18 protein-coding genes are annotated in these 16,786 nt (G+C 53.5%); 2 read left to right on the forward strand and 16 right to left on the reverse strand.

From position 1 onward, the window contains the following. The first annotated feature begins 165 nt into the window (after positions 1–165). Positions 166–1,827 (forward strand): diguanylate cyclase, encoded by a 1,662-nt coding sequence (locus HRU78_01985; GenBank protein QOJ22562.1) that lies wholly within the window; start codon positions 166–168, stop codon positions 1,825–1,827. 9 nt (positions 1,828–1,836) lie between these two features. Here HRU78_01985 and HRU78_01990 read toward each other — a convergent pair whose 3' ends face one another. The 8 genes from HRU78_01990 to HRU78_02025 form a co-directional block, all read right to left on the reverse strand. Continuing rightward, entirely contained in the window at positions 1,837–2,832 is a 996-nt protein-coding gene (locus HRU78_01990) for an alpha-L-glutamate ligase-like protein (protein QOJ24874.1), read from the reverse strand. Beyond that, positions 2,813–4,366, reverse strand: a complete 1,554-nt coding sequence (locus HRU78_01995) for an inactive transglutaminase family protein (GenBank protein ID QOJ22563.1) — start codon at positions 4,364–4,366, stop codon at positions 2,813–2,815. The genes HRU78_01990 and HRU78_01995 overlap by 20 nt, the downstream gene beginning before the upstream one ends. Beyond that, complete coding sequence (locus HRU78_02000) at positions 4,366–5,124, reverse strand: ATP-dependent zinc protease (protein QOJ22564.1); 759 nt, start codon at positions 5,122–5,124, stop codon at positions 4,366–4,368. The genes HRU78_01995 and HRU78_02000 overlap by 1 nt, the downstream gene beginning before the upstream one ends. A gap of 129 nt (positions 5,125–5,253) precedes the next feature. Then, the gene (locus tag HRU78_02005) at positions 5,254–5,652 is read right to left on the reverse strand and encodes a hypothetical protein (GenBank protein ID QOJ22565.1); all 399 of its coding nucleotides are present in this window, start codon (positions 5,650–5,652) and stop codon (positions 5,254–5,256) included. A 69-nt stretch (positions 5,653–5,721) separates the two neighbouring features. Then, on the reverse strand, positions 5,722–7,470 hold the full coding sequence (gene lpdA, locus HRU78_02010) for a dihydrolipoyl dehydrogenase (protein ID QOJ22566.1): 1,749 nt from the start codon (positions 7,468–7,470) through the stop codon (positions 5,722–5,724). Positions 7,471–7,535: 65 nt separating this feature from the next. Next, complete coding sequence (locus HRU78_02015) at positions 7,536–8,801, reverse strand: glutamate-5-semialdehyde dehydrogenase (protein QOJ22567.1); 1,266 nt, start codon at positions 8,799–8,801, stop codon at positions 7,536–7,538. A gap of 117 nt (positions 8,802–8,918) precedes the next feature. Beyond that, a complete protein-coding gene (locus HRU78_02020; GenBank protein QOJ22568.1) occupies positions 8,919–9,179 on the reverse strand; it encodes a Txe/YoeB family addiction module toxin in 261 nt (86 codons plus the stop codon). Further along, the gene (locus HRU78_02025) at positions 9,179–9,421 is read right to left on the reverse strand and encodes a type II toxin-antitoxin system Phd/YefM family antitoxin (protein QOJ22569.1); all 243 of its coding nucleotides are present in this window, start codon (positions 9,419–9,421) and stop codon (positions 9,179–9,181) included. Before HRU78_02025 ends, HRU78_02020 begins: the two co-directional genes overlap by 1 nt. Before the next feature lie 169 nt (positions 9,422–9,590). Between HRU78_02025 and HRU78_02030 the strand changes: the two genes are divergently transcribed. Next, positions 9,591–10,403, forward strand: coding sequence for a hypothetical protein (locus HRU78_02030; protein QOJ22570.1), 813 nt, complete (start codon positions 9,591–9,593; stop codon positions 10,401–10,403). Between the two features lie 47 nt (positions 10,404–10,450). Here the strand turns inward: HRU78_02030 and HRU78_02035 are convergent, their stop codons facing one another. The 8 genes from HRU78_02035 to glgA form a co-directional block, all read right to left on the reverse strand. Then, entirely contained in the window at positions 10,451–10,813 is a 363-nt protein-coding gene (locus tag HRU78_02035; GenBank protein QOJ22571.1) for an HNH endonuclease, read from the reverse strand. A gap of 12 nt (positions 10,814–10,825) precedes the next feature. After that, positions 10,826–11,506 (reverse strand): hypothetical protein, encoded by a 681-nt coding sequence (locus tag HRU78_02040; GenBank protein QOJ22572.1) that lies wholly within the window; start codon positions 11,504–11,506, stop codon positions 10,826–10,828. Between the two features lie 200 nt (positions 11,507–11,706). Further along, entirely contained in the window at positions 11,707–12,063 is a 357-nt protein-coding gene (locus HRU78_02045; GenBank protein QOJ22573.1) for a hypothetical protein, read from the reverse strand. Between the two features lie 25 nt (positions 12,064–12,088). Beyond that, positions 12,089–12,520, reverse strand: coding sequence for a GFA family protein (locus tag HRU78_02050; GenBank protein ID QOJ22574.1), 432 nt, complete (start codon positions 12,518–12,520; stop codon positions 12,089–12,091). A 45-nt stretch (positions 12,521–12,565) separates the two neighbouring features. Further along, positions 12,566–12,784 carry a hypothetical protein gene (locus tag HRU78_02055; protein ID QOJ22575.1) on the reverse strand — a complete coding sequence of 73 codons (219 nt, stop codon included), beginning with the start codon at positions 12,782–12,784 and terminating at the stop codon, positions 12,566–12,568. Then, complete coding sequence (locus tag HRU78_02060; protein QOJ22576.1) at positions 12,781–13,212, reverse strand: VOC family protein; 432 nt, start codon at positions 13,210–13,212, stop codon at positions 12,781–12,783. The genes HRU78_02055 and HRU78_02060 overlap by 4 nt, the downstream gene beginning before the upstream one ends. Positions 13,213–13,233: 21 nt before the next feature. Continuing rightward, positions 13,234–15,042 carry a cytochrome C gene (locus tag HRU78_02065; GenBank protein QOJ22577.1) on the reverse strand — a complete coding sequence of 603 codons (1,809 nt, stop codon included), beginning with the start codon at positions 15,040–15,042 and terminating at the stop codon, positions 13,234–13,236. A 256-nt stretch (positions 15,043–15,298) separates the two neighbouring features. Further along, the gene (gene glgA / locus HRU78_02070; GenBank protein QOJ22578.1) at positions 15,299–16,780 is read right to left on the reverse strand and encodes a glycogen synthase GlgA; all 1,482 of its coding nucleotides are present in this window, start codon (positions 16,778–16,780) and stop codon (positions 15,299–15,301) included. Positions 16,781–16,786: the final 6 nt, after the last annotated feature.

Consider the following 16,786-nt stretch of genomic DNA (forward strand, 5'->3'; position numbering starts at 1 on the left):
GGTACTAAATTGCGGGATTGAATTTCCATTTTTTGAATACACTGGATGCATTGGCAGAAAAAGTTGTAAAGAAACGTTGATTTGCCTGCACCGGCAGGTGTTGGCGCAGAATCATTAAATTGTGTGCAGTAAACCGCAACGAGTGGATAGGACTGGTACATTATCATGATTACAAAAGAGCACAAAGAATTTCAAGAAAGAATGCGTTTGCTGTTAGCTGCATTTGCGCATGAACTGCCGCACCGCATTAGTGAAATTGAATCTTTATGGAGCAAACTGCAAGCGCAATGGGATAGCAAAGCTTTGCAGGAAATGCACCGTTCCGTGCATCATTTGGTCAGTAATGGCAAGACCTTCGGCTATCCGGAGCTCAGTGTCGAAGCGCGCGTATTGGAACAAATTTTAAAACGCATGATGCTGGAAACGATTTCCGCCGATGATGTGCTGGCGAACCGTATTCTGCAGCAGATCGATGCATTGAAACGCGTTGCAATCGAAAAAGAATCCGCGCAAATCAAGAATGCTGCACTTGCGCATGATGAAAACGCATTGATGCCGGATGCGCAAGCCTCCAATCTGATCTACGTTGTGGAGGCTGACATAGAAGCCGCGCAGGAGCTTGCGTTGCAGCTGCGCTATTACGGTTATGAAGTGGAAGTGTTCAATCATTTGGATAAATTCCGCGCTGCCGTGCAACATAAGCCTCATGCCATTATCCTGATGGGTGTTGAGTTCCCGGAAGATGAAATGGGCGGCATTCTGGTCATGGAACATATTCAGAAAGAATTGGCGCGGCCAGCCCGGGTGATTTTTATCTCGACGCACGACGACATGGTATACCGGCTGGGTGCGGTGCGTGCCGGCGGCGTGGCGTATTTCACCAAGCCGATCAACTCCACCGAGCTGATCGACCAGTTGGATTTGATTACCGCTTCGCAAATTCAGGAGCCGTTCCGTGTGATGATCGTCGACGATAGTCAAACGATACTGGCGTACCACGCCACGATTTTGGAGCAGGCTGGCATGCTGGTTAAAACCGTAGCGGAGCCGATGAATCTGTTGCGGGCGTTGAATGATTTTAATCCCGATCTCATTCTGATGGATTTGTATATGCCGTCGTGCAACGGTGTCGAATTGGCGAGAATCATCCGGCAGATCGATGGTTTTCTGAGCACACCTATCGTCTACCTTTCTTCCGAAAATGACTTCAACACCCAAGCGGAAGCCATGAGTTTGTGCGGCGACGATTTTCTGGTTAAACCGATCGATGCCGAGCATTTGGTTGCGGCGGTGACGACGCGCGCGACGCGTGCGCGCTTTTTACGGTCGCTGATGATTCATGATGGTTTGACCGGCTTACTGAATCATACCGCCATCAAAGAAGAACTGGCGCGCGAGGTGGTGCGCTCCAACCGCCTGAATTCGCCGTTGTCGTTCGCGATGGTGGATATCGATTTCTTCAAAAAAGTTAACGATACGTACGGGCATGCCGCGGGCGATCGCGTGCTCAAGAGCCTGGCGCGGTTGCTGAAACAGCGCTTGCGTGAAACCGATATCGTCGGGCGTTACGGCGGAGAGGAATTTGCCGTGATCATGACCGATACCGATGCAACGTCGGCGGCAAAAGTCATCGATGAGATTCGCACAGTTTTCTCACGTTTGCTGCATCTGAGTCACGACGAAGAGTTTTCGGTGAATTTCAGTTGCGGGATTGCGGATCTGGCGCATTTCTCCGATGCTGCGAGCCTTAGCGAAGCGGCAGATAAGGCGCTTTATCAGGCGAAACAGCGTGGCCGTAACAAGGTGGTGGTGAATTCCGGGGATTGATTCATCCGCTCAAACATCGTCGCTGCGGGTGCGCAGCAGCCGCGGCGGGTGAACATCCGCATCGAAAGCGAATTGCTGCTTGCTGAACGCCACGCGCGCTTGTACATCGGGATCGATCGTCTTGAGCGCTTCGATCACTGCGACACGCGGCGCTAAGCCGGCGCGATTCGCCACCTGAATGGCAAGCCCAGGGCGGGCATTCAGTTCGATGATCATCGGCCCGTGGTCCCTATCCAATACCAGGTCGGCGCCCAAATACCCCAATCCCGTCATCTCATAACAAGCGGCTGCCAACTGCAGCAGCTTATCCCAATGCGGCACGATTAATTCGGCAAAAGTCTTGCGTGTGTCCGGGTGGTGCGTCACGGATTCCCCATACTGCACCGCGTGCAACGCACGGCCGGTGCCAATGTCGACACCAACACCCACTGCACCCTGATGCAAATTTGCCTTGCCGTCCGAGGCGTGGGTGGTCAGCCGCAGCATCGACATGATGGGATAGCCGCGTAATACAATGATGCGGATATCGGGAATGCCTTCGTAACTATAGTCGGAGAAAACCGGGTCGAGTTGGATCAGCGACTCGATCATGACGGTATCGGGTTTGCCGCCCAGGCTATGCAGACCGCTCAAAATATTCGATACATGGCGTTCGATATCCGCCAGCTGTATCGCGTCGCCGCTGGGTTTGAAGTACAGGTTATGATCATGTTTCGTGATCACCAGAATGCCTTTGCCGCCGCTGCCCTTGACCGGTTTGATGACAAACTGATCGTAGGGCTGAAGGATTTCCTTCAGCAACCGCACGTCATGCTGATATTGCACGGTGCCGAGCAGTTGGGGTACGGTGATCCCCGCTTTCTGCGCCAGCAGCTTGGTTTTTAACTTGTCGTCGACCAGCGGATATAAATGGCGCGGGTTATAGCGCGAGATCAAACCAAAATTTCTTTGGTTCATGCCGATGATGCCGAAACTGCGCAGTTTCTTAGCGCTTGCCAGCAACATTGCGTCGTTCCAAGGCATGGAAACGGTACAGCTCGGATAACCGGTAACCGGTATATTGTCCGAGAATCAGGATCAGCGCCAGATTAACCAGCATCAGCTCGGGAAAATTGAACGTTAAATATTCGATGGTGCGGTTGGTCATGAAGATATACGCGATTACCGCCGTCAACAGGCTGCCGCCGCCTTGAATGAACACTTCCCGTGGTCCGTCCTCCTCCCACAGCACCGACATGCGTTCGATGGTCCAGGACAGAATGATCATCGGGAAGAAAGTGACCGTCATGGCTTGATCGAGACCGAGTTTGTTACTGAGTATGCTGATGCTGGCGATGATCGCAATCACTACAATGATCACCGCCGAAATGCGCGCGACAAACAATAGATTCAAGCGCGACAGGTAAGACCGGATCAACAGTCCCGTGCCGACGACGGTAAGAAAAATGATGATGCCGGTGAGTAGCGTGGTTTGGATCAGCGCCAATGCGATCAGGATTGGCATGAACGTGCCGGACGTGCGGAGGCCGATCAGCAAACGCATGATGACCACAATCAATGCACCGATCGGCAGCAGCAAAATCATTTTGAACGCATTCTGCTGTTCGATCGGCAAGCTGTAAATGGAAAAATCGATAATACCGGCTTGCTTGTTCATCTGGTCATGCACGACCAAATCGCGGGCGGAATAGACATTGCGGATAATGGAAAAGGAGATCTGCGAGTTTTTACCGCCCACCACATCGAGCAAGGATTGATCGCCGCGCTGCCAGACCAGGAGTTTTTTCGGTTTGCCGCTTTTGCCGGTGTTTTGGTTGAAAAGCAGCCATTCGTTACCGATGTAGACTTCGACAAAGTTGCTGAGCGATTGTCTGCGCCGTCCGTCTTCCAGGTACAAGCCGCGCACGATCCGTGCGCTGATACCTTCCAGCGCCAGCAAGTTGATGATCAAGTGGGTTTTGTAATCTTCGCTGGATTGTTCATTGATCAGCAGGCTCAGATTCTGGCTTGGCGCTTTTGAGTTTAACGTGGTGATCAGTTCGCGCGTGAAGATTTCGGTATTGGCAGACCGGCTGCGCACCTGATCCAGCAACGTGGTCGCCGCAGTTTTAAGCACCTCGTCGAATTCCGGCTTTTCCAGTTCCGGCGGGAGGTCTGCGGCAACGGGCGGGTGTGCGAGCCGGTCGATTTCGTACATGCTCAGCCGGTAATAGGCCGTTTGCGGGCCGGATGCGGTTCTTTTGCTCCACTGCGCGCGCCGTCCCGTGGGGGAGGAAGTCATTTCGCTGAAACCGTAATCGGAGGATGCGAAATCTTCTTCCATGAAAACAACCGTCGGCGTTTGCGGCGGCAGCGCGAACGAAACGATGACAGGGTCGCCGCGCGCGACAAAATCGATACGCGCTTCGATGGTCCACAACGATTTCTTGTCATCCGGCGAGAGCGGAAATCCCAGCGCGAAATGTTTGTACAAAGTCAAACCGATCCCGAATGCCAGGAGCAGAATGACCACGCTATAGAGTCTCAGTTTGGCGAACATTATTTGACCGCCGCTGCCGGGCTATCGCTTTTAACCGGAGCGGCTTTTTTGCTGACATCGACAACCGCCAGGTCTTGCAACAGATTGCGCCCGATCAGCACTTGATGCTTGAAGCGGCTGCGGTTTTCCAAGGTGAAATTGATCTGTTCATCGATATTGGCCAGTTGGATGCGCATTTTGACCACCGGGCGGCGCAATGCTTCCCTGCCGCCCAATTCCTTGACACGCACATGGCCGCGCAAGCGCCGGGTCAATTCGATTTTTTCTCCGCTCTGCGGGTGGATCAGGCTGAATTTCACGAACGGTTTGCCGTCTCGTTCAAACTCGACGATATCCAACGCATTCAGTGACGATGTTTGCGCACCGGTATCGATGCGCGCGCTGAACTCCAAACCGGGTGGATCAAGATGCACATGCTCGATGGCACCCAATATGGTTTTGGAATCCGCTTGCGTTGCCGATCCTTTCGCAGATGCTTCCGCACCGGCGGTTTCGCAGGTGCAGATGTCCGTCTTGGCGATGCCGGGATCTTCCGTGCCGACGGGGTGCTTGTCTTGTTGATCTTTTTCCAGTGATTTTTTCAGTTCGACTACTTCCGCAAACAAAGTAACCAATTCGGATTCGCGCGCGTTGATGCGGGCCTCACGCTCCGATAATGTATCCGCTTGCGGATTGCAGGCGGCCAGTACCAGCAACGCGAGCGGCAAGATGACGTATTGACCGGTAATTTTAGTGAAGAATGACGAGATGATTTTCATGACAGTATTGTTTTTGCTGCTTTGTCAGCGCACCGTTGTTGCTGAATGACGGTTTTTTCTCGTGCTGACCAATTTTGCCGCATGCCATTTGCGATGCATAGCTGCGGCAGGCGGCAATTGTATTATGGGTTATTTTAGATGAATGGGCAGCGTTTGATTTTTATACGTGCATGCATAACGGTGAATTTCCAGGCAGTGCGACGTCACGGTAAATTGATAGCTCCCTGCTTTTTCGTTGCGGGTATCGAATTTGAATTCAAACAACCCGTTCTGATCGCTCGGATAGGATTGATCGGCGGCTACCGACCCATCAGCGCGGATCAACTTGAAGTTGAGCAAAACATCCGGAGCCGGTTGCTCGTTGTAATCCACCCTGCCGTGCAGAATGCCGGATTCACCGGCGGCGTACTGCGTCTTGGGATCGATCAGCACCGGCTGGGAAATATGCGTCGCCCATGCCTGACCGGTGAATCTGGTTAGAACCATCAGCCATGCGGATAAAAGCAAAAAGGTTTTTTTTGAGATCATGATCAATGCGGTAACAAGTTGGAATTCATAATGGGGATGGGAGCGGGAAGTCAATGCCGGTGCGGAAGGCTATTTCTTGGGCAGGAAAAGATCGGTAATAGTTCCTTCCGCTATCTCCGCGGCGAACAGCACGGTTTCCGAAAGCGTCGGGTGCGGATGGATGGTCAGGCTGAGATCCTGCATATCCGCGCCCATTTCCAGCGCCAGCACCGTTTCGGCGATCAACTCACCGGCGTTGACACCGGTCATGCCTGCGCCGAGTATCCGGCGCGTGGTTTTGTCCAGCAATAGTTGCGTCAAGCCTTCCTCGCGCGCCATCGAAATGGCACGGCCGCTGGCAGCCCACGGGAAAACGGCTTTTTCGTAATCGATACCTTGCTTGATCGCCTCTTTTTCGGTCAGGCCCATCCAAGCGATTTCCGGATCGGTGTAGGCGACCGACGGAATCGTGCGCGCATCGAAGATGGCCTTGTGTCCGGCGATCACTTCGGCGGCCAGCTTGCCTTCGTAGCTGGCTTTATGCGCCAGCATCGGTTCGCCCACGATATCGCCGATGGCGAAAATATGCGGCAGATTGGTGCGCATCTGCGGATCGACCGGGATAAAACCACGCTCGTTAACCTGAATGCCGATTTCCGCCGCACCGATTGTTCCCCCGTTCGGGCGGCGTCCAACCGCCAGCAGAATGCGGTCGTAAGTCTGCGGTTGCGGCGCGTTGTCACCGTCGAAGGTGGCGGTCAATCCGGCTTCGGTGGCTTCTATTTGGGTTACTTTGGTTTTCAGATAAATCGCTTCGTAGCGTTTGCCGATACGGCGCTGCAACGGTTTGACCAAATCCGGATCGGCACCCGGAATCAATTGATCCATCCATTCCACCACGCTGATTTTGCTGCCCAACGCGGCATAGACCGTGGCCATTTCCAGGCCGATGATGCCGCCGCCGATGATCAGCATGCGTTGCGGCACATTGCTCAGCGCCAACGCGCCGGTAGAATCGATCAAGCGCGGATCGTCGTACGGAAAACCGGGAATGCGCGTGACGCTGGAACCGGCGGCGATAATGCAGTGGTCGAATGAAACCGTTTTCTGTCCTTCCGCGGTTTCAACCAGAATCGAATGCGGCGAGGTAAATTTTCCAGTGCCGTGCACGACTTCGACCTTGCGCTGTTTGGCCAACGCTTTCAGCCCCTTGGTCAGTTTGCCGATGACCGATTCTTTCCAGCCGCGCAGTTTGTCGAGGTCGACTTGCGGTTTGCCGAATACAATCCCGTGCGATGCCACTTCTTCCGCTTCGGTGATGACTTTGGCTGCATGCAGCAACGCCTTGGACGGAATGCAGCCGACATTCAGGCATACGCCGCCGAGCGTAGGATAGCGTTCGATCAGAATGACTTTCTTGCCCAGATCGGCTGCGCGGAAAGCAGCGGTGTAACCACCGGGACCGGCCCCGAGCACGACCACATCCGCGTGCATATCGCTGGGTGCGATAGGTTGCGGAGATGCGGCGGGTGCTGGTGCAACAGGCGCAGCAGGTGCTTGTTCGTGTTTTTGAGTAGGCACCGGCTCGGCAGATTGCTCTGTGACGGCTAAAGTGAGAATGACCGTGCCTTCCGACACTTTATCGCCGACTTTAATCTTGAGGTCTTGCACCACCCCGGCTTGCGGTGCGGGCACTTCCAGCGAAGCTTTTTCGGTTTCCAGCGTGATCAGCGAAGTTTCCTTCTCAACCTTATCGCCGGGTGCAACGAGCACTTCGATGACCGGAACATCCTTGAAATCGCCGATATCGGGAATTTTTATTTCAACAGTTTGCGTCATAACACCCTGATCGATAAGTGAGCGCCATGCACTCGTTTTAATGCGAAAAGTGCCGCTTCGCCGGATTATTGCCGCAACTGGCCGTCACCCAGAACGATGAATTTTTGGCTGGTCAATCCTTCCAGCCCGACTGGGCCGCGCGCGTGTATTTTGTCGGTTGAAATACCGATTTCAGCGCCCAGGCCGTATTCAAACCCGTCGGCAAAACGCGTGGTGGTGTTGACCATCACCGAGCTGGAATCGACTTCGCGCAGAAAACGGCGGGCTCGCGTGTAGTTTTCCGTGACGATTGCATCGGTGTGCTGCGAACCGTACTTGGTGATGTGATCGATCGCTTGATCCAATCCATCGACAATGCGGATGCTCAGAACCGGCGCGAGATATTCCTCGTACCAATCCTGCTCGGTGGCTTCCTTGATCTGCGGAATGATGCCGCGTGCCGCCGCATCGCCGCGCAGTTCAACATGCTTATCGAAATAAATCTTGCTCAACGCGGGCAGAATTTTCTCTGCAATGCCTGCATGGATCAGCAACGTTTCCATGGTGTTGCAGGTGCCGTAGCGCTGCGTTTTAGCGTTGTCGGCGATTTTGATCGCTTTATCGAAATCCGCCTGATCGTCGATGTACACATGACAAACGCCGTCCAGATGCTTGATTACCGGGATACGCGCTTCGTTGGCGATGCGTTCGATCAGGCCCTTGCCGCCGCGCGGAACGATCACATCGACGAAATCCTTCATCGTAATCAATTCGCCCACTGCGGCGCGGTCGGTGGTTTCGATCACCTGCACCGCGCTTTCCGGCAACCCGGCCACGCGCAAACCTTCCTTGACGCACGCGGCAATCGCCTGATTGCTGTGAATCGCTTCCGAACCGCCGCGCAAAATCGCCGCATTGCCCGCTTTCAAACACAAACCGGCGGCATCGGCGGTCACATTCGGGCGCGCCTCGTAAATAATACCGATCACACCCAAAGGCACGCGCATTTTACCAACCTGAATGCCGGACGGACGGTAACTCAACCCGCTGATCTCGCCCACCGGATCGGCCAGCGCGGCAATCTGCAACAAACCCTCCGCCATCGTCGCCACACCTTTGGCGGACAAGGTCAAGCGGTCGATCATCGATGCTTCCAAGCCTTTTGCGCGTGCGTTGTCCAGATCCTTGGTGTTGGCTGCCAGCAAAAGCGCTTCGTCGCGCCGGATAGCATCCGCCATCGCCGTCAGCGCGCGATTCTTCGCCGCCGTATCCGCTTTCGCAACCAGCCGTGACGCCGCGCGCGCTTCCTGCCCGACGGACTGCATGTAACTTTTGATATCTGTGGTATTCATGGATTTTGTTTGATAAGGATATGAATTTCCGGGTAGTGCGGCATTATAGTACAAGATGAAGGGTTAATTATAGGCGGCGAGAAGCGCGGCTAGCGGCAAAAAGCCATGTTTGCGCGATCACTCGTAGTGCGCCCACATGCGCAGAATTTTTACAATGTTCTCTTTGTCGAGAACTTGATAAACCAACCGGTGCTGGATGTTGATGCGGCGCGAGTAAGCGCCGGATAGATCACCAACTAATTTTTCATACGGCGGGGGATTCTGATACGGGTTTTGCCGGATAATGTCGAGCAGTGCTTGCGTTGTTTGTTTTAGACCGGTAGATGCCAGCTTTTTTGCATCTTTCCTGGCTTGGCTGGTGTATACAAGTGACCACATTACCAATCCAGATCTTTACTACATTGACTGGTGTCTGTAGCGAGTCCTTCAATAATCGACTCGCGCATACCGGGAATCGACAGCAAATACAGCGTTTCATTGATCGCATTCCAATCTTCCTCGGATAGCAGCACTGCATTGCCCCTTTTTCCTCTGATCATGATCGGTTGATGAGTCGAAGCCGCCTCGTCAATCAAGCTATAAAGCTTGGCCCTGGCTTCCGTGGCATTAAGTATGGTCATTGTCACCTCCAAAAATAGAAGCGTACGCTGTAGCGTACGTGCTGTCAAAGAGAAATGTAACCATCCGAAAAATATGTGACTGACTGCGTTCAGTCCCGATTCAGAGTGACCGCAGTACAGTGATCTATCGGAAACCCGCGCGGAATGCGCACCTGAAAGGAGAAACAAGATGGGCAGCACAAAAAACAAGTCATTTTTCTGCATGCGAGACGAGCTGAGTGTTAATTTTCATAGCTGGTTGTTACTTATGCTGGCGGTCTGGCTGCTCTCCGGTTGTAAAACCGTGCCCATTCAGGACAGGAATTTTGCCGAAAACGGCGGTTTCTGGGAACAAGACGAGAACATGGGTTTTCGCCTTCATCGCAACGCCGGTGCAAGCGGTGCCGTCATCGGGACGCTCTATGCATCGGGTAAGAATGTGCTGTTGAACGGCGATCAAGTAAAAGTTTCCGCGCCAGTAAAGAACAATTCGTTTGTGAGTTCGGGAATGCAAAGCGGCGCCCGTATTGAATTCAAAGCGACGGATTCAACCTGCTCGATACGCGTCGACCAGTTCAATTCCGGCAAAGCGTACGCGGATACATCGAGTTGCCTGCATGACATCGAGACACTGCATGCCAGGATACAAGCCAGAAACGCAGTGCTGCAAATCAACGTGTCGCAACAACAAACCGACATCATGGTGCTCAGCGGCACGATTGAAGTGATGACGAGAGAGGATACCGGGCAGTTCGTGGTTGTCCGGGCGGATCAAAAAATTACTGTTACGCCAAATACCATCGATCAACCCCATGCGCTGGCCCCGGATGAAATCTGGCAACGCATGCGCTGGCGCGAGGATTTTCAGCTCTACAAAACCGTCGTTGATTGGAGAAAAGTTGTAGCGGGCGCAGCCATCGTTGCGCTTGTCGCTGTTGCGATATTATTCGGTAAAGGCCGCGGGGGCGGAGGTCATGGTGGCGGGTTTCCTAGACATCGCTAGTTGCTTTGTTTTTATTGGTTCTGAACAGGCTGTATAACGATACTGAATTAGGTGATTGTTTTTACATATCCCGGCAGTTGTAGCAGAGCGCGTTTGATGATGTCGGCAACCGATTGCGGGGTGATGTTTTTGTTCCGGCAGTAGGGCGATGTAATCCAATTAGCCAGAAGCTTTGTTCCTTTGCTTGCATTGCAGGAAATGCAACAAAGAGCAATATTTTCTCTTGTCACGATCCGTGCATCGTTAATGATGTGTTTCCATGAAGCTTTTGATTTTCCGGTGCCGCACGAACCGAATTGAATGCTGCAATAAACACAGCGCACATCTCTAGCAGTGACTTCCTTCTCCAACCAGTCGGGGATATTCCATCGGTTCTTAAGGACAGTTTGCGGGTGTTTTTTGCGTAACATTGGGTACCGCCATCAAAGGAGGCCTTCTTGGTCAGCTAGGAACATAACCCTGGCAACCTTTTTGAATTCTGCAAGCTGTGTTGATTCGAAAATGGGAATGTATGAAGCAACACTTAGCTGAAGCGGCAAACTACTAGAAATACCTACTGGAGCGCTCGTGACTGGTGAACCACTCTGAATGGAAGAAATCAGAAACTGAGCGAATTTTTCTTCCGGTTGAACTGCTTTGCATTTCTCTTCATATGAGTAGATCATACTACGCTTTATGAGAAGTTCATCTGGTAAGGCAAAACTGACTTTGTCAGTGAGAAGTGAACTGGTTATGTTTGCGGAATTCTTCAAGCACTCAAAATAATTGCTCTCATCTGCTTCGCTATCCTCATCGGTATTGAGAACTTCACGCATTAACCAGTAGTGGCAGAAGGCAGCAGCCTCAAACGCGACGCATTCGTAGGAAAATACGCTGCTTGTACCTAGTGACTTTTCGGTGGACATCAGCATTTCTCTCAATCCATTTGTAAAGCGATGGGAAAGATATAAAACCCATGTCGAGAGTGCAGCAGGCAACCGAAGATTTGGATCGTTGATAGACTGATAGGTTCTTTGGGGTTGCTCTGGTGTAATCGTGCAGATAAAGGTCTCAAGAGGAGTTTTTTCCACCCGTTTTTGAAATAATTTGGAAAATATGTCCATGGTGTCTCCTGTTCTAAGATATGCGTCTTGAATTAGATGTTCAGAATAACGCGATCTGTTGCGCCAAAAATGAGATCTATCACTGCAAGCGTCATATGATGTTCTTCTGTTTCATAAAGTTCTATTAATTCAGTTTAATCATAACAAACTTCATTAGAACCGAAACAAACGGATTTCACGTATCGACTTCAACCAAACTCTCAAAACACCATCACATGATCGACTAAATACCTTCCATCCCGGTGCACCAGCACCATTTCCGCGACAAATTCGCCCGGGGCTTTCGTGAACGATTGCTTCCACACAAGCGCCGCAGAGTCCGGGCGGCGAAAGACGGCGACGAGGGTACGGGTGGTGAAATAGCCTTTTTCCGTCTGGTACTGCTGGCAGACGCATTGAAAATAGTCCGGTGTGACGATCGCTTTCAGCCGCCCGGTGAAGTCGCGCACATGCCGGGGATGGTCTAGTTGGGTTGACGCATCCATCAAGTTGTCCATGATCGGATTGGCGATGTTCCATAGCTGCTGTTCGCTCATGGCTTCAAAGTTCGGAGTCATTTCCTTTAACGCGAATACCGGTTCTTTATTCCGCGATGCTGATACCCGAGCCGCCCATTTCCTTCGGAACATCTTTCATTTTGGGCAGTCCGTCCACGATGCGCAGCACGGATTCCTGATAGTGCACGTGAATGGCCGGTTGAAACGAAAAATTCTGCAGGATGGGGGCAAATATATCGATGAGATTCCAGCCGGGATGCTCGGAATAAATGTGGCCGCCACATGTTTTGCACCATTTGCGTGAACTTTGTGCTGTTTTGTTGTAGGTGCCGATGTTTTTCGCGCCGCGCGTAATTTGCAGCGCTGTTGGCTTCCATAGCGTAAAAGCATTGACCGGCCCGGCAGACCAATGCCGGCAGGATTCGCAATGACAATAACCCATCGCGTCCGGCTCACCGGTCACGGTAAACTCAACCGCGCCACAAAAACAATTGCCTTTGTATACTTTTTGATTCATGAAATACCTCCTTGTGTGACTTGGAAGAACTACCCTACCGTTCAATTACCTTCCTTGCTTTCCTTCAATACCGGACTGTTTCTTGTAGGCTTCATAAGAAGCGCTGGTACTTGATAAACAGCGGGCGCGTTCCTGTTGATCCATGATTTTGCTGCACTCGTTGCGTTGCCACGATTGACCGGTGGAGTAGAGTTGCTGCGCGGTGCAGCCGGTTGCCGCCACCGTAGCGATGGCGGCAACGATAGCCAGAATGCGGGAATTCATGCGGTGTATTCGCCGACGACGTTGATCATCCAGGCGATGCCGAAACGGTCGGTGAGCATGCCGAAGCGCGGCGACCAGAAGGTTTTGGTCAGCGGCATTTGCACCTGGCCGCCGTCCGACAGCGCGGCAAAATAGCGATCCGCTTCGGCTTCGGTGGTGACCGAGATCGACAGCGAGAAGCCTTTGAATTGCGCTCCCACTTCGCAACCGTCCGATGCCATTATCACATTGCCGGCGATGCGGAAGCTGGCGTGCATCACCTTGTTTTCAAAACCCGGCGGCAGCATGCCGGGTGGCGTGGGATCCGGGCTTTCGCTGAAGCGCAGCAGCATATCGACCTGCGCGCCGAGCGCGCTGCGGTAGAATTCGAGCGCTTCTTCGCAGCGCCCGCCGAACATCAGATAAGGTTGAATCAACGGATTGGACATGATGGCTCCTTGTGATGAGTGTTACAAAGTTTTTAAATACTCGATGATCGCAAACGCGCCGTCCTTGTCGTTCGACCAGTTTAGGCGGTAGGTTTTCTTGCCTTCGACGATATCCTTGTCGTGACCTTTGTTGCTCAGCGCGGGAACCGCGTTGGTCTGGAACACATATCCCTCTTCCTTACCGCTTGCCTGTTGCGGGTTCCAGGAGAAACCGAGCAGTTTCTGGTCGTAATCGAGGCGGCTTTTGACAAAACTGGCCGGGCGTTCATCCGGTACCAGCAAGTGGTAAACCGTCGGCACCGTGCCGTTGTGCAAGTATGGCGCTTGCGCCCATACGCCGCTCAGCGGCCGCGCATTGTAGCCGTGGTGTTCTCTGTTGGGCGACATCAGCAGGTCTTTTTTACCGGCCAGCGAGACGCCGTCAAACTCGGCGCAGGGTTTGATATCTTTGCCGTACAACTGAATGGTCGTGTCCGGAGAGCAGTTGCTATACAGCTCCTTGCGCGCAGCATAGTTCAGCACTGCACCGACCACGTAAGCGCGTTTCATGCTAGTGCCGAGGTTGTCGTACACCTTGCCGTTTTTCGGTTGATGGCAATCGGCGCAGTGTTCGGCGAATAAATCCTGCCCCTTCTTGGCTAATGCAACATCGACCGCGAACGGATAAGGGCTGGCGGGCAGGCCATCGAGCAATTCCTCGGCAAACGCGGCGACGCGCACGTCGGTCTGTTCCAAGCCCAGCGTCAGCATGGCGACCAGGTTGCGGTAGATCGGCATCGGGATATTGCCGTTCCATTGCCCGCCGCCGTTGATCAGGCGCTTATGGCTTTTATCCCAGCTGGCGAGGCGTTTGTCTTGTTCCCAGACCGACATGAAATCGGTAATGCCCGGCTCCGGCGGCAGGACGATACCGGCAAACCATTTCAATATGGGGTTGCTGCGCAATCCGATATAACCATTGATCGCGCTCAAGCCGGTAGCGTCGGCCATGCCGGGAAATCCGGCGATCATCGCGGCTTCAAGACCGGGGTAGTTTTTCGCGACCAGAGCACCAAAGCCTTCGTATTCGGCTTCGACGCGTTGCGCGTATTTTTTTACCGTTTGCCCGGCGGTTTTCTTGAACAGCGCGATCTGCGCCGCTTCGTAATCCGCGTCAAAGTTTCTGCCCGCGGACTGGAAGTTGTTGTAAAAGTAATTCGGATTTTGCTGGTGCGTGGCATCCAATGCGGCCAGCAGCTGTTGCGTTAACACTGCATAGCGCTCATCGCCGGTTTTGCCCGCGTAAGCTTTTTGCAGCGTTTGATACGCTTTGACGCGGAACTGCACAATGTTGAACGAACCGTTCACCCCGCCGTCGAGGTAATCCATTTGGCCGTTTTCCAGCCGCACGCGGCCAATGTGGCAAGCGCCGCAGGTGAACGAGGCGTAGTCGATGTTGCCTTGCGCTTCGGCCCGCGATAAGCCGCTGAAACCGATACCGCGCGCGACCGGGAAAGTTTTTTGCCGCTCGTCGATGAACAGGCCGATCGCATCGAGAAAGTTCTCTTCGCTGCCCCACAGTTCCGGCGCGAGTTTCGGCAACAATTTCAAGACGAGATAGGGAATGCCGTCGGTTTCACTGAAGGCAAAATTGCCGAACCAGTCGTAAGCGACCTGATGCGACTGGAGATAGTCCGCTTTTTTCTGCACTATTTTGGCTTGCGCTTGCGGCCAGTTATCCGGTACCGGGCTGACATGAGCCGGAGGCGATGGAGCTTCCAAGGGATGCGAACTGCAAGCTGCGAGGGTGATGGCGGATACGGCAAACAGAACAGCGATCCGGGTTTTCATGGCTATTCCTTGTTCGGATGATGGAAAGAAGGGCTTTGAGCTATAAGACTGTACAACTCGCGCCGATTGTAGCATAGCCCCGCAGGGCATGAAGAATGCCGGGATTCAGACGAAATCCGCCGGATTCTTCAGGGTTTTCCTGGGGAAGCTCTGAAAAACAGGCAAGGCGAAATCAGGCGAAAAAGCGCAGTTTACGAGTGATAAATGAGCATTTTGAGCCTGATTTCAACGCAGCATGGCTGAGCGTAGTAGTTTTTCAGAGCTTTCCTATCAGGGAACGGTAAATCTGCTGATAAGCGGTAGCGCTGGTGTGCCAGCTGAAATCCTTCGTCATGCCGTTTTTTTGCAAGCACTGCCAGATTTTTTTATCGTGATAAGCGTGCGCCGCACGTTTTATCGCCGCGAGCAGGTTGCCGGGATTCAGGGTGTCAAATACGAAACCGCTGGCGCTGCCGTCGGCCAGCGTTTGCGGCGTGCAATCGACCACGGTATCGAGAAGACCGCCGGTCGCATGCACCACCGGCGGGGTGCCGTAACGCTGGCTGTACATTTGGTTCAAGCCGCACGGCTCGAAGCGCGACGGCATCAGAAAACAATCCGCACCGGCTTCGACCAGATGCGACAACGCTTCGTTAAAGCCGATGCGCACGGCGATGGCGTTGGGATGCGCCTGCGCCAGCATGGCGAGCTGGTGCTCCAATTGTGCTTGGTCGCTGCCGAGCACGATCAGTTGCGCGGGAATTTTTATCAGTTGCGGTGCCACTTGGATCAGCACATCGATTCCCTTCTGATGACTCAGCCGGCTGACCACGCCGAACAGCGGAATATCGGCATCGACCGTCAGCTCCAGTTGCTGCTGCAGCGCGCTTTTGTTAGCCGCCTTATCCGCGAGTTTCTTGCTGCTGTAGTTTTTCGCCAGATGCAGATCGGTGGCGGGATCCCACTCGTTGACGTCAATGCCGTTGACGATCCCGGTCAATTGGCGGCTGCGCGATTTCAGCAAGCCTTGCAAACCGAAGCCGAGCGGTTCGGCTTGAATCTCCTGCGCGTAGTTGGGGCTGACCGTGGTGATATGGTTGGCATAAAAAAGTCCTGCCTTGAGGAATGACATATTGCCGTAATATTCCACACCGTTGATGCTGAAACTGTGCGGCGGCAATCCGAGCTGAACCACGCTGCCCGGCGGGAAAATGCCTTGGAACGCGAGGTTATGGATCGTCATCAGTGTGGCGGCTTTCTTGCCCGGATGAAAATGCAGGTAAGCGGGGGTCAGGCCGCTTTGCCAGTCGTTGCAATGCGCAATATGCGGACGCCAGGCGATCGGGCTGGCGTCGCTCGCCAGAATGGCGCCGATTTTCGACAACAAGCCGAAACGCAGCGCATTGTCCGGCCAGTCGCGCCCGAACTCATCCATGTACGGTCCGCCGGCGCGCTGATACAACCCCGGGCAATCGATGACAAAGACCGGCAGGTGCTCGGTTTTGCTCAGCGATAGCCGCGCCGTCAATAAGGTGGCGGGCGGGAATTGCGGTAACGCGTTGAACTCGGCGGCTTTGGATTTATATTTAACGCCGGCGAGAACCTGCGGATAACCCGGCAGCAGAAGCCGCACATCGGTTTGCTGCGTGCGCAACGCCTGTGGCAACGCCGCGCTGACATCGCCCAAGCCGCCGGTTTTGCACAACGGGTAGACTTCGGAAGTGATGAACAAAACGCGGGTTTGTTGCGCGGGCGGCATGAGGGC

The sequence above is a fragment of the Gammaproteobacteria bacterium genome (assembly GCA_015709635.1).
GTDB lineage: Bacteria > Pseudomonadota > Gammaproteobacteria > Burkholderiales > Nitrosomonadaceae > Nitrosomonas.